Consider the following 23,891-nt stretch of genomic DNA (forward strand, 5'->3'; position numbering starts at 1 on the left):
CGCCTGCCCGAGGGCCTTGAGGTTGGCGGGGTCCGGGCGCGGGCCTCCACGATTGCGGCGATCTTGCGGTTTCTGTTGTCGTTATGGGCGGTATCGAGTCTTATGTCGCGACAGAAAGTGCAAGATCGCGGCGGTCTGCGGGCGCGGCGGTGGGACTGGGCGCGAGCGTCGGTGACGGCGCGGTGGTGGACTCGGGTGGGGTGGCGGACGGGCGGGGGGTGGGGGACGGGCGGGGGGTGGGGGACGGGCGGGGGGTGGGCGACGGCGGGGGTGTGGTCGCCGGGGCGGAGAGGGTGCTGGTGGGGACGGGGGTGGGGGTCGTCGGATCGGTCGTGGCGGGTGTCCCCGGGTCGGTTGCGGTGGGTGTCGTCGGATCGGTCGGCGACGGGCTCGGGGTGGACGTCCCGGTCGGGTCCGGATCCGGGGGCGCGGTCGGCGACGGCACCGGCGACGGGCTGGCCGGTGGCCCGGCCGGCGGGGCGCTGCGGGTGGGCCGGGATGCCGGCGGCGCGGACACCACCCGGCGGGTGGGCACCCGGTCGTCGACGTGCGGGCCGTACCACGAGTCGTCCGGCACACGCCGGGGCGCGCCGGGCAGCCAGCCGGTGGTCGCGGTCGGGCCGGCGCTGGGCGTGCCGGGGGACGGGAGCACGAGCGGCGGCTGACTGGTCACCGGCATCGGGATGACCACCGGTCCGACCGACGGGGTCGGGATGAACGGCGTGCTGGTGTCCGGCAACGCGGAGGTGCCGGGAGTGGCCGAGCCCGCACTGATCGCCGCGAGCACGGGCATCGACGCGGTGCCGGCCAGAAGTGCGACGGTGAGCAGGTATCCCCGGGAGGGGCCACCCGCGCCGGTTGCCCGGTGCGCTCCGATCACCCGGCGGTAGCCGCCCGGCGAACGGTGGCGGCCGAGCACGGGTGTGCCGGGCCCGTCACCTGACTCGTCCACCGCACACCCCTCGTCGTCGGACCCTGCGGGTCGCTGCTGTGGGCACCGCGCGAGGGTGTTAATCCGACTAATCACCCGATCGGCGCGATCCTGCGGAATCAGCCTCGCCCAGTTACGGTCCGTCAGCCAACACCCACCGCGTGTCGACACGCGGCACCGACAGAACGGTGACGAATCAGCACCGGATCACCCGGTGGACGCGCAGCGTCATGATGACGACAAAGGGTGGCAAACCGTGGGCGGTCGGAATGCGACCTGGGCGTACTGTGGGCACGCTCACCTGCTCTGCGAATATGGAGCACGACGGCAACGCAGCCGCGACCTCCGCGCACCCCCGCGGCAGACGCGGCCCGGCGCCGGCGCTCCCGATCCGGGTTCGGCCAGAACTCGGCTCACGCCGCGCGGCAACCCCCACCCGGGCTAGGCGCGGCCGCCAGGAACCGGTCCGGCAGCAGCCGGACAGGCGCACGAGTTGCGTGGCCGGGTGACCCCCCGGTGCCGACGCAGACACGACAGGGAGAGACCGATGGCAAAGGGCGACCCCGGGGGCACCACCCGCAGCAGGCGGGCAGCTCCCCGCTCCAGAAAGGGCGCGGCCGGCAATCCCGAGCTGGTGCAGCTGCTCACCCCCGAAGGCGAGCGGATCGACAGCGCCACCGGACCGGACGGCACCGAGTACCGCGTCGACTTCACCGACGAGGAGTACCGCGGGCTCTACCGCGACCTGGTGCTGGTCCGCAAGCTGGACGCCGAGGCGACCGCGTTGCAGCGGCAGGGCGAGCTGGGCCTCTGGGCCAGCCTGCTGGGCCAGGAGGCGGCGCAGGTCGGCTCGGGGCGTGCCCTGCGTACCCAGGACATGGCCTTCCCGACCTACCGGGAGCACGGCGTCCTCTACTGCCGGGGCATCGACCCGATCATGCCGCTCGGCCTGTTCCGTGGGGTCGACCAGGGCGGCTGGGACCCGAACGAGTTCAAGTTCAACATGTACACGATCGTCATCGGGGCGCAGACCCTGCACGCGACCGGGTACGCCATGGGCATCACCATGGACGGGAAGGTCGGCACCGACGACGGCGAGGCCGCGATCGCCTACTTCGGTGACGGGGCCACCAGCCAGGGCGACGTCAACGAGGCATTCGTCTGGGCCAGCGTGTTCAACGCGCCGCTGGTCTTCTTCTGCCAAAACAACCAGTACGCCATCTCCGAGCCGCTGGAGCGGCAGACCCGTGTCCCGCTCTACCAGCGGGCCGCCGGCTTCGGTTTCCCCGGCGTACGGGTGGACGGCAACGACGTGCTGGCGTCGTACGCGGTGACCCGCACGGCGCTGGACAACGCGCGGCACGGGCAGGGCCCGAGCCTGATCGAGGCGTACACCTACCGGATGGGCGCGCACACCACCTCCGACGATCCGACCCGCTACCGGATCGCCAGCGAGGTGGAGTCGTGGCAGGCGAAGGACCCGATCCTGCGGGTCAAGACCTTCCTGGAGAAGCAGCAGATCGCCGACGCGGCCTTCTTCGCCGAGGTCGACGAGCAGGCCCGCCGCGAGTCGGTGCACCTGCGCGAGCGGGTGCTCAGCATGCCCAACCCGGAGCCGGTGACGATGTTCGACCACGTCTACCCCAACGGCTCCCCGCTGCTCGACGAGCAGCGTGCGCAGTTCAACCGCTACATGGAGTCGTTCGAGGGGAGCGCCCACTGATGGCCACGGAGACGCTCACCCTCGGCAAGGCCCTCAACACCGGTCTGCGCCGCGCCCTAGAGAACGACAACAAGGTCGTCATCATGGGCGAGGACGTCGGCAAGCTCGGCGGCGTCTTCCGGATCACCGACGGACTACAGAAGGACTTCGGCGACCAACGGGTGATCGACACCCCGCTCGCCGAGTCCGGCATCATCGGCACCGCCGTCGGCCTGGCCATCCGTGGCTACCGACCGGTCTGCGAGATCCAGTTCGACGGCTTCGTCTACCCCGCGTACGACCAGATCGTGTCGCAGGTGGCCAAGATGCACTACCGCTCGGGCGGCAAGCTCACAATCCCGATGGTGATCCGCATTCCGTTCGGCGGCGGCATCGGCGCGGTCGAGCACCACTCCGAGTCGCCGGAGGCGTACTTCGCGCACACCGCCGGTCTGAAGGTCGTGACCTGCTCCAACCCGCAGGACGCGTACGTGATGATCCAGCAGGCCATCGCCTCGGACGACCCGATCGTCTTCCTGGAGCCCAAGCGGCGCTACTGGGAGAAGGGCCCGGTGGACCTGGACGCGCCGCTGTCCGACGCGTACCCCCTGCACTCGGCGCGCGTGGTGCGGCCCGGCACGGACGCGACCGTGCTGGCGTACGGCCCGATGGTGCGCACGTGCCTGGAGGCCGCGACGGCCGCCGCCGAGGACGGCCGGGAGCTGGAGGTCATCGACCTGCGCACGCTGTCCCCGCTGGACCTGGGCGCGGTCTACGAGTCGGTGAAGCGCACCGGCCGCGCGGTCGTGGTGCACGAGGCGCCGTCCAACATCGGGCTTGGCGCCGAACTGGCCGCCCGCATCACCGAGGAGTGCTTCTACTCCCTGGAGTCGCCCGTGCTGCGGGTGACCGGCTTCGACACCCCCTACCCGGCGGCCCGGGTGGAGGAGGAGTACCTGCCCGACCTCGACCGGGTGCTCGACGCCGTCGACCGCTCCTTCGGCTGGTGAGCGCCATGTCCCGGATCAAGACGTTCAACCTGCCCGACCTGGGCGAAGGGCTGACCGAGGGCGAGATCCTTGCCTGGCTGGTCAAGGTCGGCGACACCATCGAGCTGAACCAACCGATCGTCGAGGTCGAGACGGCCAAGGCAGCGGTGGAGATCCCGGCGAAGTGGGCCGGACAGGTGCAGGCGATCCACCACCCGGAGGGCACCACGGTCGAGGTCGGTACGCCGATCATCGCGATCGACACCGACCCGGGCGCGGGTCCGCTGGACGTTCCGTCCACCACGGCCACGCCCGCCGGTGACCTGCCCACTCCGTCGGCGGCGTCGCTGGCGGCCGTGGAGGTGGCCCCGGCCGAGGGCATGGTCGAGCCCGGTCTCATCGGCGGCCCCGCCCCGGGCGGCCGCACGGCGGTCCTGGTCGGCTACGGCCCCCGTACGACCAGCGCGAAGCGCCGCCCCCGCAAGGGTGCCGTCCCGGCGCAGGCCGCGACCACCGCAGCCCCCGCGTCGGTCGATCATGGAGTTGTGGTGGGTGACAAAACCGCCCCAGCCCCCACAAGTCCGGCACCACACGTCCATGATCGACCCGGCGGGGCAAGGCCCGGCGGGGCAAGGCCCGGCGGGGCAAGGCCCGGCGGGGCGGGGTTCGGCGGGGCGGGGTTCGGCGGGGCGGGGGTTTTGGCGAAGCCGCCGGTTCGGAAGCTTGCCAAGGATCTTGGGGTTGACCTGGGGACGCTTTCCGGGTCGGGGCCGCTGGGTTCGATCACGCGGGAGGACGTACAGCAGGCGTCCCGCGGGGCCGTGGCGGCCGAGCCGGTCGCGACCACCTCGACCGCGACGAGCGCCGCGAGCTTCGGCGCGGACCGTGAGCAGCGCATCCCGGTCAAGGGGGTGCGCAAGCTCACCGCCGAGAACATGTCCCGCTCGGCGTTCACGGCCCCGCACGTGACGGAGTTCCTGACCGTCGACGTGACGCGGGCGATGAGGGCGCTGGAGCGCCTGCGGGGCCGGCGCGAGTGGCGCGACGTACGGGTCTCGCCCCTGCTGCTGGTGGCGAAGGCCGTGCTGCTGGCCGTCAAGCGTCATCCCATGGTCAATTCGACCTGGGCGGGTGACGAGATCGTGGTCAAGGAGTACGTCAACCTTGGTATCGCGGCGGCGACCGAACGCGGCCTGATCGTGCCCAACGTCAAGGACGCCGGTCGGCTCTCGCTGCGCGAGTTGGCGGACGCGCTGAACGGCCTGGTGCAGACGGCGAAGTCCGGCCGCACCTCGCCCGCCGACATGTCCGGCGGCACCCTGACCATCACCAACGTCGGGGTGTTCGGCGTGGACACCGGAACGCCGATCCTGCCGCCGGGTGAGTCGGCGATCCTCGCCTTCGGCGCGGTGCGGGAGATGCCCTGGGTGCACAAGGGCAAGGTCAAGGTTCGCCAGGTGACCACCCTGGGGTTGAGCTTCGACCACCGGATCATCGACGGTGAGCTGGGCTCGAAGTTCCTGCGCGACATCGGCGACTTCCTCGCCGACCCCGAGGCGGCGCTGCTCGCCTGGACCTGACGGTTCGAGACGCCAGCCACGGCCGGTGTGCCACGGGTTAACGCCCGGCACACCGGCCGTGTCCGTTGGACGAAGGAACCGTCGGCGACAGGCCCTGTTGACCTTTGATTGTTAGGCAGGTGTCTCAGCTCACCTAATAATCGATGGAAGTTGGCCGGCTTCTGCGGTTGAATAGACACATCAGGGGCCGACAACCGAATAGCCAGGGGGACCCAGCAATGAGCAGCATGATCGAGCGATTCCGCAACCACCGCGACGCCAACCGCCGCGCCCGTGCCATCGAGCACGCGTTGCGCTCGGCGAACTCGCCGGCCGTTCGCGAGGAGCTTCTCGTCATCGCCCAGCGTCACATGAGCTGACGCTCCACAACTTTCCTCACCTCCTCCAGATCGATGGCCCACCCGACCCACCGGGTGGGCCATCGGCGTTTCGCCCGTGCGTCACACCGGGACGCCCGCACGTGACACCGGGATTCCGCACTGCCGCAGCGCCCGGTACGGTGGGCTTCGCCCGCCCGCCCGCCCGCCGGCCCGGCCGACGCCGAGCCGATAGAAGCTGCTCGACACCACCCGGCGACGGGCAGTGACGACCGGTGCTCCTTTGGACGCCCCATGGGGCCACCGGATACGGTGCGGGGAGCCGGCACGGCGGTACGCCGGTGACGCCGGCAGCCATGCCGAGGAGACCGATCGGCACCGGCGGCCGACATGTGATGGAGGAGGCGCACCCATGACGTCCGAGGGCCCGCACCGTCCCGGCCAGGAGCCGGACGAGGTGTCACCGGGCGCCGGCGGACCGGCGCCGTACGGCGACCGCCCGGCGCAGCCGGACAACGGCAACAACGCCGCCGGCCCCGACCTGGGCTGGGCACCACCCCCGCCGCCCGCGCGGCCGAACCCGTCCTGGGCGACCCAGGTGGAGCAGCAACCGAACCCCGCGTGGGGCGCTGCCGCCGCGCCGCAGCCCAGCGATCCGGCACAGCCCGCCTGGGCCGCCGGAGGCCCTCCGGAGCCGGCCCCGACCGCCCAGTGGACTCCCGCGCAGCAGTCCTGGACGCCACCCGAGCAGCCGGCCCCCGCCTGGCCCGCCGCCTCCACCGAGCAGCAGCCCGACTGGGGGCAGGCCCAACCGGCCGCGCGTGGCGCCGCCCAGGTGCCCCCGGCCACCGCCGCCTGGCCCGCCCAGGACGACCCGTCCCGCTCCGGCGGATGGGCCGGCGGGGCGGCCCCGGTCAGCCCGTCAGCCCCGGAGTGGCACGCCGAGCCGGCGCAGCACGCCGGCCGCGCTGGCGTACCCGCGCAGCAGGACGACCCGTCGGGATCGGGCGGATGGCCCGTCGGGGCCGCCGCCGACCGGGAAGACCAGCCCGTGTGGACGCCGGCCGAGCAGCCGCCCCAGACCTGGGGCCAGCCGGCCGGGCAGGCCGAACAGGCATCCCCTGGCTGGGCGCCGGCCGAAGCGGCCGGAGCGCGCGGCGCGGCCCAGGTCCCGGCCGGTACCTGGCCCGCGCAGGACGACGCCCCGCAGCCCGCGGCCTGGGGTGCGGCAAAGAGCCGTCCGCAGCAGCCGGACTGGGTGCTTCCGTCCCAGGACCAGCCCGTCGAGCATCCGGAACCGACCGCATGGCCCCAAGCCGAGCAGGCCGGCCCCGCGTCCGCCCGGGCCAGCGTCAGCGTGCCCGGCAACGACGCGACGCCCGGCTGGGCCGCCGCCGGCCCGGACAACCAGGCGCCGGCCGCTCCCGGCGTCGCCCAGGCCGTGCCGTGGGCAGCGGGCGAGGTGTGGGGCCGCGCCGAGGCGGAGGCATCCGCACAGGCCCGCGGCGGTTGGGAGGCCGACCGGGGCGACGAGCCGCCGGTGTACCAGCCCGCGCCCGCGCCCGGCATCTCACCCGCCAACGCCGTGCCGCTGCCACCGCAGGAGCAGCGCGTACCGGGTGCGAGCCTCGCCGCCGCCCCGCCGGCCGACTACGTGCCCCCGACGCCGTTCGCCGCGCTCCCCGAGCAGCCGGCGTACCCCGAGCGGGACACCCCGGACGTGCAGCACGACGCCGAGCCGGTCGGTTGGGGCCGGGGCGAGGAGGCCTCGGCGGGTGCCGCCGTCGTGCCCGCTCCGCGTACCTCGCCGGAGTCCGGGGCGGGCCGCGCGGTCGTACCGGTAGCGGACGCCGACTCGGCCGCCGCAGCGGCGGGCCGCGCCTCCGCGAGCGCCTCGGTGCCGCTGGCCAGCCGCGTGATGCCCCCGGCCGACCAGGCGATGCGGCCGGCCAGCGCGGCCGCGCCCCAACCCCGGGTGTACGGCCGTCCGTCCCGGCCCGAGGAGGACGAGCCGCAGCAGGCGGGTCCCGAGGCGTTCCAGGCCAACCCGAGCCCCGAGCACCCGGGCGCGCCCGACTGGCAGCAGGACGCCGACCGCCCCAGCGCTCCCGACTGGCAGCAGGCACCCGAGCGCCCGGCCGTACCGGACTGGCAGCAGGACGCCGGCCGTCCCGGCGTGCCCGACTGGCAGCAGGCACCCGAGCGCCAGAGCCCGCCGGACTGGCAGAACGGGCCGGAACGGCAGGGCTTCCCCGGTTGGGGCGAGGAGGCGCCGTCCGCGCCGAACGGTTTCGGTGAGCCGCCCGCAGTGGCCGCAGCCGCGCCGCCGGCCTTCCCGCCCGGTGTGCCGTCCTTCGTCGACGCGCCGGGCAACAACCGGCCGATGAACGGGGTTCGGCCGCAGTCCGGCGGCGAGCGTCCGGACGACCGATTCGGACCGGACGCGCCGGCCGCCGGCACCGCCACGGTGAACGGCGCTGGGGGCTTCGGACCAGCCGTCGAGCAGCCGCCGGCGGCGCAGTTCCCGGCCTTCCCGCCGCCGCTGCCCACGCCGTCCTGGGGCCAGGAGGCCAGCCAGTCGGACCAGGGCCGGTTCGACTCGTTCAAGCCGGACGCGGACGAGCCCAAGGTGGAACCGCCCACGCCAAAGGTGCGCAACGGGCGGGTCCTGGCCGCGGTGCTGATCGCCGCCGTGCTCATCCTGGCGGTGCCGCTCGGCCTGCTCATGTTGCTCGGCAAGTTCGGTGGCGGGAACGACACGCCGGCCTTCGACCCGGCGGTCGGCACCTGCGTCAAGCAGGTTGGCCAGGGCGCCTCGGAGGTGAACTGCGCCGACGCGGGCGCGTTCACGATCGTCTCCAAGGTGGATGCGAAGGACAAGTGCGCCGACCCGGCGCAGCCCCACGTGGTGCTGCCCGGCGAGGGCACCAACCGGGTGCTCTGCCTCAAGCCGGCCACCAAGTAGGACCGACGACGGCGGGGTCACGGGCGACCGTGGCCCCGCCGCTTCGCGTCCGGGTGGTCCCGGCGCGTGATGTCGTCCGGGTCACGGCGGCCGCACCGACGCCGCGTGGCAGGCTGGCAGGCATGGGAACGACAGCGCGCGTACGGGCACCCGAGCTTCGGGGCCGGCAGTGGCTCAACACCGGCGGTAAGGATCTGACTCTCCAGGATCTGCGCGGCAAGATCGTTCTTGCCGACTTCTGGACCTTCTGCTGCATCAACTGCCTGCACGTGCTGGACGAGCTTCGGCCGCTGGAGGAGAAGTACGGCGACGTGCTCGTCGTGATCGGCGTGCACTCGCCGAAGTTCGAGCACGAGAAGGACGCCGACGCGCTGGTCGCCGCCGTCGAACGGTACGGGGTGCACCACCCCGTACTCGATGATCCTGAGCTGGACATGTGGCAGCAGTACGCGGCCCGCGCCTGGCCGACCCTGTCGGTGATCGACCCCGAGGGGTACGTGGTGGCCACCATGGCCGGGGAGGGTCACGCCGAAGGGCTGGCCCGGCTGATCGACGAGCTGATCGCCACCCACGAGGCGAAGGGCACCCTGCACCGGGGCGACGGGCCGTACGTTCCTCCGCCGGCGCCGGAGACGGCGCTGCGCTTCCCGGGCAAGGCGGTGCTGCTGCCGGACGGCAACCTGCTGGTCTCCGACTCTGCGCGGCACTCGCTGGTCGAGGTGGCCCCGGACGGCGAGACGCCGGTACGCCGGATCGGCTCGGGCGAGCGGGGTCGGGCCGACGGGCCGGTCGGCTCGGCGACCTTCTCCGAGCCGCAGGGCCTGTGCCTGCTGCCCACGCACGTCGCCGAGGTGGCCGGTTACGACCTGGTGGTCGCCGACACCGTCAACCACCTCCTGCGCGGCGTACGGCTGGAGTCCGGCGAGGTGGTCACCGTCGCCGGAAGCGGGCGGCAGTGGCGTGCCTCGGTCGACGATCACGCCCACGACGCGCTCGCCGTGGACCTCTCCTCCCCGTGGGACCTGGCCTGGTACGACGACAAGCTGATCATCGCGATGGCGGGTATTCACCAGCTCTGGTGGTTCGACCCGATCAAGCGGACCGCCGGCATGTACGCGGGCACCACCGTGGAGGCGCTGCGGGACGGGCCGCTGGCCGAGGCGTGGATGGCGCAGCCGTCGGGGCTGTCCGTCTCGGCCGACGGCGTCCGGCTCTGGGTGGCCGACAGCGAGACCAGCGCCGTCCGGTACGTCGAGAACGGGGTGCTGGGCACCGCCGTCGGCCAGGGGCTGTTCGACTTCGGGCACGTGGACGGGCCGGCCGAGTCGGCGCTGCTGCAACACCCGCTGGGCGTGTGCGCCCTGCCGGACGGCTCGGTGCTGATCGCCGACACCTACAACGGCGCGGTGCGCCGCTTCGACCCGGCCAGCAACCAGGTCTCCACGGTGGCGGACGGGTTGGCCGAGCCGAGCGACCTGGTGCTCACCCCGCCCGGTGAGGTGCTGGTGGTGGAGTCCGCCGCGCACCGGCTGACCCGGCTCGCTCCGGGCGCCCTGTCGGCGGCGGGCGCGAGCACGGTGGACGGCCCTCGCCACCGCACCGAGCGCAAGCCGACCGACGTCGCGGCCGGCGAGGTCGCCCTGGACATCGTCTTCACCCCGGCGCCGGGGCAGAAGCTGGACGAGACGTACGGGCCGTCCACCCGTCTGGTCGTCTCGGCGTCCCCGCCGGAGCTGCTGGTCGACGGCGGCGGTACGGGCACCGAGCTGTCCCGCCGGCTGGTGCTCAACGGCGACGTGACCGGCGGGGTGCTCCAGGTGACCGCGCAGGCGGCGACCTGCGACGCGGACGTCGAGCACGCGGCCTGCCACCTGACCCGGCAGGACTGGGGGGTCCCGGTGCGCGTGGTCGACGGTGCCGCGACCCGGCTACCCCTGGTGCTGCGCGGCCTCGACGCGTAGCGCAGCGGGCTCGACGCGTATCGCAGCGGCCTCGACGCCAGCGCAATGGGACGCCAGCACTCAGGCGAACGGCGCCACCGTGACGCCGGCGTCGATCAGGCTGGCGCGTACCAGCTCGGTGGCGGAGACCGCGCCCGGAGTGTCGCCGTGGACGCAGATCGACTCGACTGGGCAGGGGATCACGGTGCCGTCCACCGCCACGACGGTCCGTTCGGTGGCCATCCGTACCGCCCGGGTGGCCACCTCCTCCGGGTCGCTGATCAGCGCGCCGGGCGTGCCGCGCGGCACCAGCGACCCGTTGGGCAGGTAGCCGCGGTCGGCGAAGGCTTCGGCGACCACCGGTAGGCCCGCGCCGACGGCGAGTTGGGCGAGCGTTGAGCCGGGCAGACAGAGCACAGGCAGGTCCGGGTTGTGGTCGCTGACGGCGGCGACCACGGCCGCCGCCTGGGACTCGTCGGTGGCTGCGGCGTGGTACAGCGCGCCGTGCGGCTTGAGGTAGCGCACCCGGGTCCGAAAGATCCGGCAGAACGCGTCCAGGGCGCCCAACTGGTAGGTGATCTCGTCGCGCAGCTCGGCGAAGTCGTACGCGATCCGCCGCCGGCCGAAGCCGGCCAGGTCCCGGTAGCCGACCTGCGCGCCCACCGCCACCCCGTGCCGTACGGCGCCCTCGCAGACCCGTCGCATCGTGGACGGGTCGCCGCCGTGGAAGCCGCAGGCCACGTTGGCGCTGGTCACCAGGGCCAGCAGGGCGTCGTCGTCGCCGAGCCGCCAGATGCCGAATCCTTCGCCCAGGTCAGCGTTGAGGTCCATGAAATCTGACGGTAGTACCTGGGCGGGCCTGCGCGAGCGGGGTCACGTCGGTGACCACCCCGATGACCGGGTAACCGCCGGTGGTCGGATGGTCCGCGAGGAAGATCAGGGGTTGGCCGTCCGCCGGCACCTGCACCGCGCCGAGCACGATGCCCTCGCTGGGCAGTTCGCCGGCCACCGCGCGGGGCAGCGGCGCGCCGGCGAGCCGCGCGCCGACCCGGTTGCTGACCGGGCTCACGGTGTACGCGCTGCCGAACAGCCGGTCGAGAGCGGTCGGGGTGAACCAGTCGTCACGGGGGCCGAGGCGTACGCCCAGACGCAGTTCCGGCGCGGGGGTCGTACCGATGGTCACGTCCACCGGCGCGGGCTCGCCGGTCGGTACGCCGAGCGGCAGCCGGTCACCGTCGCGCAGTGGGGCCGGGCCGAGCCCTGCGAGGGTGTCGGTGGCGCGGCTGCCCAGCACCGCCGGCACGTCGATGCCCCCGGCCACGGCCAGCCAGCTCCGTACGCCCTGACGGGCCGGGCCGACGCGCAGCACCGTACCGGCGGGCAGGCTGAGCGGGCGTCCGGTGTCGCCCGCCCGGTCCCCGGCCCGGACGGTCACCTGCGCGCCGGTGATGGCCACGGTGGTGGCGCGGGTCAGCCGCAGCGCGCAGCCGGTCAGGGTGATCTCCAGGCCGGCGGCCTCCTCGGCGTTGCCGACCAGCCGGTTGGCGAGCCGCAGGGCGGCCGGGTCGAGAGCGCCGGAGCGGGGTACGCCGAGGTGCGCCCAGCCGGGCCGGCCGAGGTCCTGCACGGTGGTGAGCGCCCCGGCGCGCAGCACCTCGATCTCGGCGGGACCTGTCACGCCGTCACCATCCGTACGCGGGTGCCGGGACCGAGCCGGGCGGGCGGGTCGCTGTCGACGTCGAAGAGGGTCAGGTCGGTCCGGCCGACCAGCAGCCAACCGCCGGGGGACGCGCTGGGATAGATCCCGGCGTACGGGCCGGCCAGGGCGACCGAGCCGGCCGGTACCCGTGGGCGTGGGGTGGGCAGCCGGGGCAACGCCAGCTCGGCGGGGAGCCCGGTCAGGTAGGGAAAGCCGGGGGCGAAGCCGCAGAAGGCGACGAGAAAAGGCGTGCCGGTGAGGCGACGCCGCACCGCCGGCACGTCGACGCCCCAGTGCTCGGCGACGACCGGCAGGTCCGGCCCGTCGAACAGGACCGGAACGACGACCTCCGCGCCGTGGGCCTCGCGCGTCGATCTTGCAGTTTCTGTTGTCGACATGACCTGATCAGGCCGTTTCGTCGGCACCGAAAGTGCAAGATCGACGGGAGGTAAGGGGGCGCTCACGGCGGCGGTGACTTCGGGTGTCCAGCGGGACAGTAGGGCGGCGGTCGCGGTGGGGTTTGGTAGGCCGTCCAGCAGGACCGTGGTGGCCGCGGGGACGATCTCCGTGGCGGTCAGGTCCCCGCGTTCGCGGCGCTGCCACAACTCGGCCCGCCACGCCTCGACCAGGTGAGCCGCAGGCAGGCCGGCACGTGCGCCGAACTCGATCAGAAGGGCGTGCGCCCCAACGGGCCGAATCCGCATCGCCCCATCTTCACCGACGCGCGTCGTTTCCATCCCTCGCGATCTTGCACTTTCTGTGGCGACAAAAGGAGCTGTCCACTCATTCCAACCACCGAAACCGCAAGATCGGCGCGTGCCACGCGTCACCGGTCGGACTACTTGAAAGTAACCTACGGTGCCGTAACCTGAGGGCGTGAGCACCTCCGCCCCGCTTCGCCTGAAGCCGGTCGACATCGGTAAGCCCCGGATGCGCGGCTGGCTACACACGTACGCCTTCTTCGTCGCGCTGGTCGCCGGCATCGTGCTCTGTTCGATCGCCGCCAGCCGCCCGGGCTGGGCGCCCCTCGTGAGCTGCGCCATCTACAGCCTGACGGTCGGCGGGCTGTTCGGCACCAGCGCCCTCTACCACCGTCGCGTGTGGTCGGAGCGCGGCTACCAGGTGATGCGCCGGCTGGACCACTGCATGATCTTCGTGTTCATCGCCGGCACGTACACCCCGCTCTGCGCCATGCTTCTCTCGACCCGACAGGCCACCATCATGCTGGCCCTGGTCTGGGGTGGGGCTCTCGGCGGCGTGGCGCTGAAGCTCGTCTGGCCGCACGCGCCGCGCTGGGTGTCCGCGCCGCTCTACCTGGCGCTCGGCTGGGTCGCGGTCGCCATGCTGCCGGACATCCTGCACGGCGGCGGTGTCACGGCGTTGGTGCTGCTGATCGTCGGCGGTGCCATCTACAGCGTCGGCGCGGTGTTCTACGCCCTGCGCCGGCCCAACCCGTGGCCGACGGTCTTCGGCCACCACGAGTTCTTCCACGCGTGCACGCTGGTGGCCGCGCTGTGCCACCACGTCGCGATCTACTTCGCGCTGTTCGCCTGAGCTGCCGACAACCCAGACGCGAGCCGGGGCCCCGCCACGCTGCGGGACCCCGGCTGACGCGGTTGCGGGTCAGACCGGACGGCCCGGCCGACGCACCTCGCGGTACTCCCGCATGACCTGGTCGTCCTGGACCGGCACCACCCGGTCGACCACCACGTCCTCGCGGACCGGCGCGGCGACCACGGTACGACGGCGGCCGTTCCAGAAGTAGAGGGTGACGAGCAGGCCGGCGACACCGGCGAGCATCAACACCCAGCCGACCACGGACAGGTTCAGCCACCCGAGGTCGGCCTCCACGGCGAATGCGAAGATCGCGCCCAGCGCGATCAGGAAGATGCTGCCACCAATGCCCATGTCTCGCTCCTCGGCTCTAACCTGGCGTACGACCCGCCGCGGCCGTTGGTAGGGGGTGCGGCATCCGTGGACTTACCCCGGCAGGAAGATCGCCAATCGGGCAAGCTGAGGGCATGACGGACAGGCCCGCCGAGGCGCGGACACTGGTGTTGCTCCGGCACGCGAAGGCCGAGCCGGGCAGCGAGGGTACGGACGACGCCCAGCGCCCGCTGAGCGCCCGTGGGGAGGCCGACGCGGCGGCGGCCGGGGCATGGTTAGCCCACCACGACCTGCTGCCCGACGTGGTGATCTGCTCGACCGCCCTGCGGACCCGGCAGACCTGGCACGGCGTGGCGATGGGAATGACGGGTTCACCACCGGAGGGCGGACCGGCCGGTCCCCGCCCGAGCGTGCGGTACGAGCCCGGCGCGTACGACGCCCACCCCGAGGAGCTGTTGTCGCTGGCCCGGACGGCTGATCCGGCGGCTCGGGTGGTGCTGTTGATCGCCCACAATCCGGGCGTCTCGCTGCTCTCCGCGTTTCTCGACCCGGAGACGGCGGACGAGGAGGGACTGCGGACCGCCGAACTGGCGGTACACCGCAGCGCGGCCACCTGGACGAAGTGGGACCGGGGCGGAGCGCCGATCGCCCAGCGGCACACGGCACGCGGCTGAGCCACCTGCCGTTCGGCGGGTGGCTCAGGCGTACGCGCTCAGGGGGTCAGGACGGTGGAGCGGTCGGCGGAGGCGGGTCCGGCGGCGGCGGCATCATCGCCGTGGGATGGGACAGCCGGTTCTCCTCCACGATGAGGGTCCGGGCCCGTTTGCGCCGGTCCTGCCAGAACCAGAGGGTGGTCAGTAGCACGGCGAGCCCGGCCAGGATGAACACCCAGCCGACCGCGCGCAGATCGATCCACCAGACGTTGGCCCGGATCGCGAAGGTCATGATCGCGCCGAGCGCGATGAGAAAGATGCCGCTTCCTACACCCATGTGCGCTGCACTCCCCCGTGCGGTGGCTCTGGGCGTTCCCGTGGTCGAGGCGGGTTACCCGCCACGGCAGCGGCATACCCGACCGCGCCTGGCCAACACGCGCCGCAGGTCGTGCCGCTCGGCTGGTGGCCCCGGAGACGGCGACGGCCGGCGGGGCGCGAGGCCCCACCGGCCGTCGGGAGGGGTGCCGGGTGGTGCGACCCGGAACCGCTCACGCGTGCCGTGGCGCGGTCAGAAGGCCTCCTCCGGGAGGTCCATGACGTCGAGGTCGGTGCCCTCGATGATGCGCCGGTCGGCGCCGATTCGCGGCAGCACCTCACGGGCGAAGAACCGGGCGGCGGCCACCTTGCCGGTGTAGAACGCTTTGTCGGTGGCGGAGACCTCGCCGGCGAGGGCCTTGAGCGCGACGTCGGCCTGCTTCTGGAGCAGCCAACCGACGACCAGGTCACCGATCGCCAGCAGGAACCGCCGGCTGCTCAGGCCGACCTTGTAGAGCGCGCGGGGGTCGCCGGCCTGCGCCTCACCCAGCCAGCCGGTCAGCACACCGAGGATGTTCTGGATCTCGGCCAGCGCCTTGCCCAGCGCCTGCCGCTCCTCCTTGAGCTGGCCGTTGCCCGCCTCGGTGGAGATGAACTCCTGGATCTCGCCGGACACCGCCAGCAGCGCCTTGCCGTTGTCCCGAACGATCTTGCGGAAGATCAGGTCGAGGCTCTGGATGGCGGTGGTGCCCTCGTACAGGGTGTCGATCTTGGCGTCCCGGACGTACTGCTCCAGCGGGTAGTCCTGGAGGAAGCCGGAGCCACCGAAGGTCTGCAGGGACTCGTGGCCGAGCATCTCGTACGCCCGCTCCGAACCGACGCCCTTCACCAGCGGCAGCAGCAGGTCGTTGACCCGCTTGGCCAGCTTGGTGGCCTTCTCGTCGCCGGACGCCTCGGCGAGCGCGACCTTGTCCTGCCAGGTGGCGGTGTAGAGGACCAGGGCCCGCAGACCCTCGGCGTACGACTTCTGCAGCAGCAGCGAGCGCCGCACGTCCGGGTGGTGGGTGATGGTGACGCGAGGGGCGGTCTTGTCGGCCTGCTGGACCAGGTCGGCGCCCTGCACCCGGTTCTTCGCGTACTCCAGGGCGTTCAGGTAGCCGGTGGAGAGCGTGGCGATCGCCTTGGTGCCGACCATCATCCGGGCATACTCGATGATCATGAACATCTGCCGGATGCCGTCGTGCTTGTCGCCCAGCAGCCAGCCCTTGGCCGGTACGCCGTGCTCGCCGAAGGTCATCTCGCAGGTGTTCGAGACCTTCAGGCCCATCTTGTGCTCGACGTTGGTGGCGTAGACGCCGTTGCGCTCGCCCAGCTCGCCGGTGGTCTCGTCGAAGTGGAACTTCGGCACGACGAACAGGGACAGGCCCTTGGTGCCGGGGCCGCCGACGCCCTCCACACCGACCGGGCGGGCCAGCACGTAGTGCACGATGTTGTCGCTCAGGTCGTGCTCGCCCGAGGTGATGAAGCGCTTCACGCCCTCGATGTGCCAGCTGCCGTCGGGCTGCTGGATCGCCCGCGTACGACCCGCGCCCACGTCCGAACCGGCGTCCGGCTCGGTGAGCACCATCGTGGAGCCCCACTGCTTGTCGATGAAGAGCTTGGCCCAGCCCTTCTGCCGCTCGGTGCCCTCGACGTGCAGCACGTGCGCGAAGGAGGGGCCGGAGGAGTACATCCAGACCGGCGCGTTCGCTCCGAGCACCAGCTCGGCGAGGGCCCACCAGAGGGCACGCGGGGCGTTGGTGCCACCCAGGGCCGGCGGCAGGTCCAGCCGCCAGAACTCCGAGTCCATGAACGCCTGGTACGACTTCTTGAACGACTCCGGCAGCGGCGCGGTGTGCGCGGCCGGGTCGAAGACCGGTGGGTTGCGGTCGCTGTCCGTGTAGCTGGCGGCCAGGTCCTCGCGGGCCAGGCGGTCCACCTCGGCGAGGAAGCTCCGGGCGGTGTCGGTGTCCAGTTCCGAGTACGGCTCCTGGCCGAACGCCCGGTCCGCCCCGAAAACCTCGAACAGGTTGAACTCGAGGTCCCGAAGGTTGCTCTTGTAGTGGGTCATGCTCGCTGGCCCCGCTTCCGGACAGGTGTTACCGATCAGTAACCCCGACTGTATTACTCGCGGGTAGGCAGCGACAAGCCGATCACCTGAGTGACGGCGATTACACAGTGCCCGAGCGGTGGCCCCGTTCAGCTCTCGGCGGCGCCGACTTCCCAGCTCGGCACGGCCGACGTGCCCCCGGTTCGGGAACCCACGTACTCCATGAGGACCAGCGCGATGTCGTCGTCCAGGCGACCGTGCACCCACTCGACGAGGGCGGTCTCGAGCGACGCGAGCCCGTCGGCGACCGTGCCGTGTCCCAGCAGCCGCCACGCCCGGTCGGCGGTGGGGAAGAACTCGCCGTCCCGCCGGGCCTCACCGAGACCGTCGGTGAACAACAACAGCCGGTCGCCCGGCTCCAGGCGCTCCACCCGGGGCCGGACCGCCGGCATGAACCCGAGCGGCGGCGCGGGTGCCGGCGGCTCCAACGGGATCACCGCGCCGCGGCGCAGCAGCAGCGGAGAGGGGTGGCCGCAGTTGACGATCGTGAGCGTCCCGCCCCGCTCCTCGACCAGCGCTGCCGTCACGAAATCCTCGTCGCCGACGTTGCGGGCCACCGCGCGGTCCAGGTCGGCGACCACGGCACGCAGGTCGGCCCGCTCGTAGGCCACGTGCCGGTACGAACCCAGGACGATGCTGGCCAGGCGGACCGCGTCCAGGCCCTTGCCCCGTACGTCACCGATGATCATGCGGACGCCGTACGGGGTGTCGATCGCCTCGTACAGGTCTCCGCCGATCTCGGCGGTGGCGGTGGAGGAGATGTAGCGGCCGGCCACCGAGAGCATGCCGATCTGCGGTCCGAGCGGACGCAGCACGGCCTGCTGGGCCACCGACGCGAGCTTGGTCAGCTCGGCGATCTGCTCCGCCTGCCGCTGTCGTACCCAGGCCACCGCCACGGCCAGCCCGCTCGCGAGCCCTACCGCCACCATGTTGACCGAGGTCACCAACATCATCCTCGGGTCGGTCGCCGCGAAGGCGATCCCGATCAGGGTCGCCACGGCGCCCACGCCCAGCACCACCCGCCAGGCCGCCAGCGCGGCGGCCAGGATCGGGGCGGCGGCCAGGAGCGCGACGTAGTGGGCCCGGCGGCCGTCGGCCAGTTCCAGCACCGAGACGATCGCGAGCAGGACGACGGCCGCGCCGATGCCGGCGCGGGATCCGGGGCTCAGCGGGCTACGGCCCGACTGGAGGAGTCGCGTGGGTACGAGGGACAGCATGCCTGATCGACGTGAACCGGTGAATGAACCTGGCCCGTCGTCCGAGGATGTTCTGCCCGCCCGGCCGACGCTCGTGGCCGGATCGGCGTTCTCGAATACGCTCAGCCGAGAACCTCGTAGCGAACGGTGAGCGCGCCGACGTCGACCGAGGCGATGGTCGCGAAGGCGGCACGGGACAGGTCGAGGCAGCGGCCGTCGATGAACGGCCCACGGTCGTTGATCCGCACGACGACCGACTTGCCGTTGCTCGGGTTGGTCACCCGGACCTTGGTGTTGAACGGCAGGGTCTTGTGCGCCGCGGTCAGCTCGTTCGGGTTGAACGACTCACCGTTGGCCGTGAGCTGCCCGTCGGAGTAGAAGGACGCGCCACACGATCCGCTCTCCAGGACCTTCGCCGCCGCCGTGGTCTTCTTGGCCTTGGGGCTCGGCTTCGGGGAGGCGGTGCGGGGCTTGCCCCGGGAGGCGGCCTGCGGCGAGCGACTGGCGGACGGGCTGGCCGTCACGCTGGGTGTCGCGGTGGCACTGGCGCTCGGCGAGACGCTCGGGGAGGCGGGGGTGAGGCTGGCGGCGGTGGTCGGGGTGAAGTCCAGCGCCGCCTGCCCCGACTGGCCGGAGCCCGACGTGAGCTGGACGGCGCCGACCGTGCCGCCGACGGCCAGGGCGACGCCGACCGCCGCGGTGGCCGCGATGCCCGCCGGGGAGGAGAAGATGCGGGTACGGGAGTGCCTACCTGCCACCGGCCCGGTCCTTTCGTCGATTGAACAAACCGGGTCGGACCGTAACGAGAGAAGCACTTCCGAAGTCAACGTGATCATGGTGGTATGCCAGTATTTGCCCCAGTAGCTATAGCCGATCATCCGAGGCGGGGTGGGTCGAGCGGCCCAGGTGCGGACGCGCCGAGCGCCCGTGCCGCACGATGAACGAATGCCCACCGAGCTGACCGGACGTCTGGCCGCCCTGTTCCGCTGGATCGACCCAGGCCCGGACGTCAGCCACCTGGTCAGCGACATCTCCGGCTGGTGGCGCGACCCGACGGTGCTGGCCGAGCTGGGCCCCGCCCTGGTCGCCCCGTACCGGGAAGCCCGACCGACGGTGGTGCTCGCCCCGGCGGTCACCGGCCTGCTGCTCGGACCGCTGGCCGCGACCGCCCTCGGGGTCGGCTTCGTGGCCGCGCAGAAGCCCGGCGACGGCAGGTTGCCGGCCGGCCCGCTCACCTGGGCGCAGAGCCCGCCGGACTACCGGGGCCGGCAGGTCGACCTGGCCGTCCGGGAGCGACACCTCGGCCCCGACGACCGGGTGCTCGTGGTGGACGACTGGGTACGCACCGGCGCCCAGATCCGCGCCCTCTACGACATCTGCGCCCTGCGCGGCGCGCAGGTCCTCGGGGCGGCCGTGGTGGCCGTGGACTGCCCGCCGGAGACCGTCGCCGCGCTGCGGATCACCGGCCTGATCACCGGCGAGGAGTTGCCGGGTTGACCTGAAGCGCACTTCACCTTCGACGATCGACGGATGAGCGACGGAATCCTCGACGAGGCGTATGAACGGCTGCACCACACCGGTCCCGAATTCGAGGGCTGGCTCTCCAACCACGGCCCGATGGCCGTCGAGGCGCTGGCCCGGCACGGACACGAGCGGCAGGTGCACCGCTGGCTGGACGACTACCTCACCCGGCTGGACGAGCTGCCGCGCGGGCTGCGTCCGATCGACGACTGGCGGGCGGCGCTGGGCGACGCGAAGCGGACCGGCGACTGGCTGGCGTACTTCGACCGGCAGTTGCGCGAGGCGCCGTGGCGGGACGTGCTCGGCACCTGGTGGCCCCGACTGCTGCCCGGCATCGCCGCGGGCGCCACCCACGGGGTGATCCGGGTCGGGCACGCGGTACGCGCCCTGCACCTGCACGAGGCGACCCCGCCTCGGCTCACCGAACTGGGCCAGGCCCTCGGCTACTGGGCGGCCCGTTGGCAGCAGGTGCCCGGCGCCGACCGACTCCTCGCCCCGGTCCTGTCGCGTCCCGACGCCGAGCAGGCCGACGACGGCGGCCCGGAAGTGCCCGCCGCGCTGGCCGGGCTGCCCCGCATCGACGACCGGACCGGGGGCATCCGCGAGCGGTTGGGACGGCTGGTGAGCGTACCCCGGTGGGAACCGGCGCTCACGGCGCTGCGCCCCGCGCGGACGCCGGGCGAGGCGGAGCGAGGGCTCGGCACGCTCGTGTACCGCGCCGGCCTCGACTACCTGCGCTTCGGGCACGCGGAGCCGGTCATGCTGGTGCACGCGGTGACGGCGCCGACCGCCGTGCTGCGTACCCTGCCGGCACTGGACCGGGCGCTCTGGGCGCCGAGCTTCGCCGCGGCCTGGGCCGCGACGGCGGCCGTGACCTCGGTGTACGCCTCGAGCGACGCGGCCGCGCCGCCGTCGGTCGCCGCCGGGACCCCGGCGGAGGTCTTCGCCCGGGCGGTCCGGCACGGCGACGAGCACGTGGTCAAGCTGGCCGACGCGGTCCTCGATGCCCACACGGCCACCGGTGATCAGCGGCTGCTCGACGCCGCCGGCTACGCCGTGCAGTTGATCTGAGCCGCGCGGGACGGATTACGGCGGCGCGTCCGGCCGCGCTGGCCTAGCCTCGGCAGGATGTGGCCTCGGATCGGTGACCTGCGCACGCTCGCCCTCGGCACACCGGGCGAACTGCGGACGACCCTGAACACGTTGGTGCTCGCCGGAGTGAAGACCGCGACCGCCGGACGGCTGGCCGAGTACGCGCAGGAGGGCGAGGAGCTGGAGCAGGTCGGCGAACGGCTGGCGCTCGTCGACGACGACGACGCGTTGGCCGGCGTCGTCGAGATCACCGGTGTCGAGGTGGTCCGCTTCGGCGATGTGCCCTGGGAGTTCGCCCGCGCCGAGGGCGAGGGCGACCGCTCGATCGAGGAGTGGCGGGCGGGGCACGCCGCCTACTGGGCGCGGCTCGGCACACCCGTCGACGACGACACCCCGATCGTCTGCCTGCGCCTGCGGCTGGTCTCCGGCGGCGAGGGCGGCGTGGCCACCGGAGACCTGGGCACCTGAGCCGGCGCTATCCGCGCAGCTCGGGCAGCAGTCGGGTCGCCACGTCGACCAGGACGGCCTCGTCGCCGGCGTACCAACTGCTGGCGCGCGGCCAGTGCGTCACCACGTCGGTGAAGCCCAGCTCCGCGGCCCGGCCGACCTGCTCGGCGAAGAACTGCGCGCTGGTCAGCGAGAACACCGGCGCGGAGTCCAGCAGGAGGTAACGGTCCAGCGTCGCCGGGTCGCGGCCGGCCTCGGTGAGCGTCCGGTCCATCCGCGCGGACAGCGTCGAGACGCTGGTCCACCAGCTCGCCAGGTCGTTGTCCTCGCCGGTGCCGGTGGTCACCCACCCCTGCCCGAAGCGGGCCACCAGCCGCATCGAGCGCGGCCCGTTGGCGGCCACCACGAACGGCACCCGGGGCTGCTGCACGCAGCCGGGGTTGTTGCGGGCGTCCACCGCGGCGAACCAGTCACCCCGCCAGGTGGTGCCGTCCTCGCGCAGGATCAGGTCGAGTAGTTCGGTGAACTCGGCGAACCGGTCGACCCGCTGGCGCGGCGGCAGCGTCTCGCCACCCAGCACCGCCGAGTCGAACCCGATTCCGCCCGCGCCGAGACCGAGCAGCAGCCGACCGCCCGACACGTCGTCCACCGTGGTGATCTGGCGGACGAACGCGGCCGGATGGCGGAAGTTCGGCGACGCCACGAGCGTGCCCAGTCGAATCCGGGAGGTCACGGTGGCGGCGGCGGTCAGCGTGCTCATGGAGTCGAACCACGGGCCGTCGACCAGGTCCCGCCAGCCCAGGTGGTCGTACGTCCACGCGTGGTCGAAGCCCCACTCGTCGGCCTGCCGCCAGCGGTGCTGCGACTCCGTCCAGCGCTGGTCCGGCAGGATCACGATGCCAATCCGCATGATCGCCAGCCTACCGGGCCTCATCTGTGATCCAGGCCACAAGACGTTCCGGTAGGGGTGTCCCGATCGACTCCGACCTCGTTGCGAGCAGGCACCCGACGGGTGCCGCCCGAGCAGAGGAATCAAGCGAGATGACGAAGGTGACCGCCCAGCTGTCGGTGTCCTTGGACGGGTTCTACGCCGGTCCGCAGTTCGACGGCGACGGCAACTGGATCGACTCGGCCGAGGCCGCCGGCTTCTTCCGGATCACCCGCTGGGCCACCGAGGCAGCGGCCTGGCGCGAACGGCTGGGCTTCGCCGGTGGCGAGCGGGACGCCAACTCCGACGTGATGGCCGAGACGTTCGAGGCGGCCGGCGCGTACGTGATGGGTCGGCGGATGGCCGACGGCGGCGAGGTGCCGTGGGGTGAGGAGCCTCCGTTCCGCGCACCGGTCTTCGTCGTCACCCACCGACCCCGCGAAACCCTGCTGCGCGGCGGTGGCACGAGCTTCACCTACGTGACCGACGGAGTGGCCAGCGCGGTCGAGCAGGCGCGCGCCGTGGCCGGCGGCAAGAACGTGGCCGTGGCCGGCGGCGGCAGCCTCGTACGACAGGTACTCAAGGCCGGCCTGCTCGACGAGTTGGAGCTGCACGTCGTACCGGTCGTGCTCGGCACCGGCCTGCGACTCCTCGACGCCGACCTCGACCTCGGCGACAAGGAAGCGATCGAGCTGACGCCGACCCGGGTCATCCCTACGCCGCAGGTCACCCACATCCGGTACGTCGTGGACGGTCGCGCCCCGCTCGTGCTCGACGACCGGGGTCGGGGCGGCGGACCGACGACGACCACCAACTGACGTCACAACGGGAGTTCTCATGCCACAGCTACTGCGGGTGCAGTGCTTCAACGTCTCGCGCGACGGGTTCGGCACCGGGGAGGGGCAGAGCCTGGAGCGGCCCTTCGGTCACGCCGACCCCGCCCCGCTGTTCTCCTGGCGTGCCGCCACCGCCAGCTTCATCTACCGCACCGAGCCCGGCGGGACCCGTGGCCTGGACGACTACCTGACCCGCGACGCCGAGCACAACATCGGCGCAGAGATCATGGGCCGCAACAAGTTCGGCCCCCAGCGTGGACCGTGGGAGAACCACGAGTGGCAGGGTTGGTGGGGAGACAACCCGCCGTTCCACACGCCGGTCTTCGTGCTCACCCATCACGTACGGCCGTCGTTCACCCTCGCCGACACCACGTTCCACTTCCTCGACGCCAGCCCGGCGGAGGCGCTGGCCCGGGCGAAGGAGGCAGCCGACGGACGGGACGTACGCCTCGGCGGCGGGGTGGCGACCATCCGCGAGTTCCTCGACGCCGACCTGGTCGACACCCTGCACATCGCCGTCGCCCCCGTCGACCTGCACCGGGGCGAGCGACTGTGGGACAGCCACACCGACCTGCTCGACCGCTTCCACCTGGATTCGGTGCCCAGCTCCAGCGGCGTCACCCACCTACTGTTCTGGAGGCGGTGACGGCCGTCGACTCTCGGCCGGCTTGGACATTTCTCGTTCGGCGCTAACGAGAAATGTCCAAGATCTGCGCCTTTACTCAGTGCTACGGACCTCATCAT

At 72.5% G+C, this 23,891-nt stretch carries 24 protein-coding genes; 15 read left to right on the forward strand and 9 right to left on the reverse strand.

Features of this window, described 5'->3' with window-relative positions:
* Nucleotides 1–149: 149 nt before the first annotated feature.
* The 8 genes from ACLQ25_RS07300 (at nt 150) to ACLQ25_RS07335 (ending at nt 10,445) form a co-directional block, all read left to right on the forward strand.
* Complete coding sequence (locus ACLQ25_RS07300; RefSeq protein ID WP_425730130.1) at nt 150–665, forward strand: hypothetical protein; 516 nt, start codon at nt 150–152, stop codon at nt 663–665.
* 18 nt (nt 666–683) lie between these two features.
* Nucleotides 684–890 (forward strand): hypothetical protein, encoded by a 207-nt coding sequence (locus ACLQ25_RS07305; protein ID WP_425730131.1) that lies wholly within the window; start codon nt 684–686, stop codon nt 888–890.
* 588 nt (nt 891–1,478) lie between these two features.
* Nucleotides 1,479–2,654, forward strand: coding sequence for a pyruvate dehydrogenase (acetyl-transferring) E1 component subunit alpha (gene pdhA / locus ACLQ25_RS07310; protein ID WP_355048474.1), 1,176 nt, complete (start codon nt 1,479–1,481; stop codon nt 2,652–2,654).
* On the forward strand, nt 2,654–3,643 hold the full coding sequence (locus ACLQ25_RS07315) for an alpha-ketoacid dehydrogenase subunit beta (protein WP_425730132.1): 990 nt from the start codon (nt 2,654–2,656) through the stop codon (nt 3,641–3,643). The genes pdhA and ACLQ25_RS07315 overlap by 1 nt, the downstream gene beginning before the upstream one ends.
* Nucleotides 3,644–3,648: 5 nt before the next feature.
* Entirely contained in the window at nt 3,649–5,202 is a 1,554-nt protein-coding gene (locus ACLQ25_RS07320; RefSeq protein WP_425730215.1) for a dihydrolipoamide acetyltransferase family protein, read from the forward strand.
* A 218-nt stretch (nt 5,203–5,420) separates the two neighbouring features.
* On the forward strand, nt 5,421–5,561 hold the full coding sequence (locus tag ACLQ25_RS07325; protein WP_425730133.1) for a hypothetical protein: 141 nt from the start codon (nt 5,421–5,423) through the stop codon (nt 5,559–5,561).
* A 370-nt stretch (nt 5,562–5,931) separates the two neighbouring features.
* Complete coding sequence (locus ACLQ25_RS07330) at nt 5,932–8,484, forward strand: LppU/SCO3897 family protein (RefSeq protein ID WP_425730134.1); 2,553 nt, start codon at nt 5,932–5,934, stop codon at nt 8,482–8,484.
* A 122-nt stretch (nt 8,485–8,606) separates the two neighbouring features.
* Nucleotides 8,607–10,445 (forward strand): NHL domain-containing thioredoxin family protein, encoded by a 1,839-nt coding sequence (locus ACLQ25_RS07335; protein ID WP_425730135.1) that lies wholly within the window; start codon nt 8,607–8,609, stop codon nt 10,443–10,445.
* A gap of 60 nt (nt 10,446–10,505) precedes the next feature.
* Here ACLQ25_RS07335 and ACLQ25_RS07340 read toward each other — a convergent pair whose 3' ends face one another.
* Genes ACLQ25_RS07340 through ACLQ25_RS07350 form a run of 3 tightly spaced genes read right to left on the reverse strand, consistent with a single transcriptional unit; the run spans nt 10,506 to nt 12,827 of the window.
* On the reverse strand, nt 10,506–11,255 hold the full coding sequence (locus ACLQ25_RS07340; protein ID WP_425730136.1) for a LamB/YcsF family protein: 750 nt from the start codon (nt 11,253–11,255) through the stop codon (nt 10,506–10,508).
* Nucleotides 11,239–12,102, reverse strand: a complete 864-nt coding sequence (locus ACLQ25_RS07345) for a biotin-dependent carboxyltransferase family protein (protein ID WP_425730137.1) — start codon at nt 12,100–12,102, stop codon at nt 11,239–11,241. Before ACLQ25_RS07345 ends, ACLQ25_RS07340 begins: the two co-directional genes overlap by 17 nt.
* Entirely contained in the window at nt 12,099–12,827 is a 729-nt protein-coding gene (locus tag ACLQ25_RS07350; RefSeq protein WP_425730138.1) for a 5-oxoprolinase subunit B family protein, read from the reverse strand. The genes ACLQ25_RS07345 and ACLQ25_RS07350 overlap by 4 nt, the downstream gene beginning before the upstream one ends.
* Before the next feature lie 172 nt (nt 12,828–12,999).
* Here ACLQ25_RS07350 and trhA point away from each other — a divergent pair, with 172 nt between their 5' ends.
* The gene (trhA, locus tag ACLQ25_RS07355; RefSeq protein WP_425730139.1) at nt 13,000–13,677 is read left to right on the forward strand and encodes a PAQR family membrane homeostasis protein TrhA; all 678 of its coding nucleotides are present in this window, start codon (nt 13,000–13,002) and stop codon (nt 13,675–13,677) included.
* Between the two features lie 69 nt (nt 13,678–13,746).
* On the opposite strand, the gene ACLQ25_RS07360 is transcribed toward trhA, so the two are convergent.
* A complete protein-coding gene (locus tag ACLQ25_RS07360; protein WP_357129517.1) occupies nt 13,747–14,031 on the reverse strand; it encodes a DUF6458 family protein in 285 nt (94 codons plus the stop codon).
* A 113-nt stretch (nt 14,032–14,144) separates the two neighbouring features.
* Between ACLQ25_RS07360 and ACLQ25_RS07365 the strand changes: the two genes are divergently transcribed.
* Complete coding sequence (locus tag ACLQ25_RS07365; protein ID WP_425730140.1) at nt 14,145–14,684, forward strand: SixA phosphatase family protein; 540 nt, start codon at nt 14,145–14,147, stop codon at nt 14,682–14,684.
* Between the two features lie 46 nt (nt 14,685–14,730).
* Here ACLQ25_RS07365 and ACLQ25_RS07370 read toward each other — a convergent pair whose 3' ends face one another.
* The 4 genes from ACLQ25_RS07370 to ACLQ25_RS07385 all read right to left on the reverse strand — a co-directional run bounded on the left by ACLQ25_RS07370 (nt 14,731) and on the right by ACLQ25_RS07385 (nt 19,081).
* Nucleotides 14,731–15,000 (reverse strand): DUF6458 family protein, encoded by a 270-nt coding sequence (locus tag ACLQ25_RS07370; RefSeq protein ID WP_007454197.1) that lies wholly within the window; start codon nt 14,998–15,000, stop codon nt 14,731–14,733.
* Between the two features lie 231 nt (nt 15,001–15,231).
* A complete protein-coding gene (locus tag ACLQ25_RS07375; RefSeq protein WP_425730141.1) occupies nt 15,232–17,088 on the reverse strand; it encodes an acyl-CoA dehydrogenase in 1,857 nt (618 codons plus the stop codon).
* A gap of 128 nt (nt 17,089–17,216) precedes the next feature.
* Entirely contained in the window at nt 17,217–18,344 is a 1,128-nt protein-coding gene (locus tag ACLQ25_RS07380) for a PP2C family protein-serine/threonine phosphatase (RefSeq protein WP_425730142.1), read from the reverse strand.
* A gap of 101 nt (nt 18,345–18,445) precedes the next feature.
* The gene (locus ACLQ25_RS07385) at nt 18,446–19,081 is read right to left on the reverse strand and encodes a septal ring lytic transglycosylase RlpA family protein (protein WP_425730143.1); all 636 of its coding nucleotides are present in this window, start codon (nt 19,079–19,081) and stop codon (nt 18,446–18,448) included.
* Between the two features lie 187 nt (nt 19,082–19,268).
* On the opposite strand from ACLQ25_RS07385, the gene ACLQ25_RS07390 reads away from it, so the two are divergent.
* Genes ACLQ25_RS07390 through ACLQ25_RS07400 form a run of 3 tightly spaced genes read left to right on the forward strand, consistent with a single transcriptional unit; the run spans nt 19,269 to nt 21,404 of the window.
* Nucleotides 19,269–19,820: a phosphoribosyltransferase family protein gene (locus ACLQ25_RS07390; protein ID WP_425730144.1), complete on the forward strand. Its 552-nt coding sequence runs from the start codon at nt 19,269–19,271 to the stop codon at nt 19,818–19,820.
* Between the two features lie 33 nt (nt 19,821–19,853).
* Nucleotides 19,854–20,915: a questin oxidase family protein gene (locus ACLQ25_RS07395; protein WP_425730145.1), complete on the forward strand. Its 1,062-nt coding sequence runs from the start codon at nt 19,854–19,856 to the stop codon at nt 20,913–20,915.
* Between the two features lie 57 nt (nt 20,916–20,972).
* Nucleotides 20,973–21,404 carry an ASCH domain-containing protein gene (locus ACLQ25_RS07400; protein ID WP_425730146.1) on the forward strand — a complete coding sequence of 144 codons (432 nt, stop codon included), beginning with the start codon at nt 20,973–20,975 and terminating at the stop codon, nt 21,402–21,404.
* A gap of 7 nt (nt 21,405–21,411) precedes the next feature.
* Here the strand turns inward: ACLQ25_RS07400 and ACLQ25_RS07405 are convergent, their stop codons facing one another.
* Nucleotides 21,412–22,317, reverse strand: a complete 906-nt coding sequence (locus ACLQ25_RS07405; protein ID WP_425730147.1) for an LLM class flavin-dependent oxidoreductase — start codon at nt 22,315–22,317, stop codon at nt 21,412–21,414.
* A gap of 107 nt (nt 22,318–22,424) precedes the next feature.
* Here ACLQ25_RS07405 and ACLQ25_RS07410 point away from each other — a divergent pair, with 107 nt between their 5' ends.
* Both ACLQ25_RS07410 and ACLQ25_RS07415 read left to right on the forward strand, forming a co-directional pair.
* On the forward strand, nt 22,425–23,129 hold the full coding sequence (locus ACLQ25_RS07410) for a dihydrofolate reductase family protein (protein ID WP_396800809.1): 705 nt from the start codon (nt 22,425–22,427) through the stop codon (nt 23,127–23,129).
* Nucleotides 23,130–23,148: 19 nt separating this feature from the next.
* Nucleotides 23,149–23,793 carry a dihydrofolate reductase family protein gene (locus ACLQ25_RS07415; RefSeq protein WP_425730148.1) on the forward strand — a complete coding sequence of 215 codons (645 nt, stop codon included), beginning with the start codon at nt 23,149–23,151 and terminating at the stop codon, nt 23,791–23,793.
* Nucleotides 23,794–23,891: the final 98 nt, after the last annotated feature.

Source organism: Micromonospora sp. DT44 (assembly GCF_049841635.1).
GTDB lineage: Bacteria > Actinomycetota > Actinomycetes > Mycobacteriales > Micromonosporaceae > Micromonospora.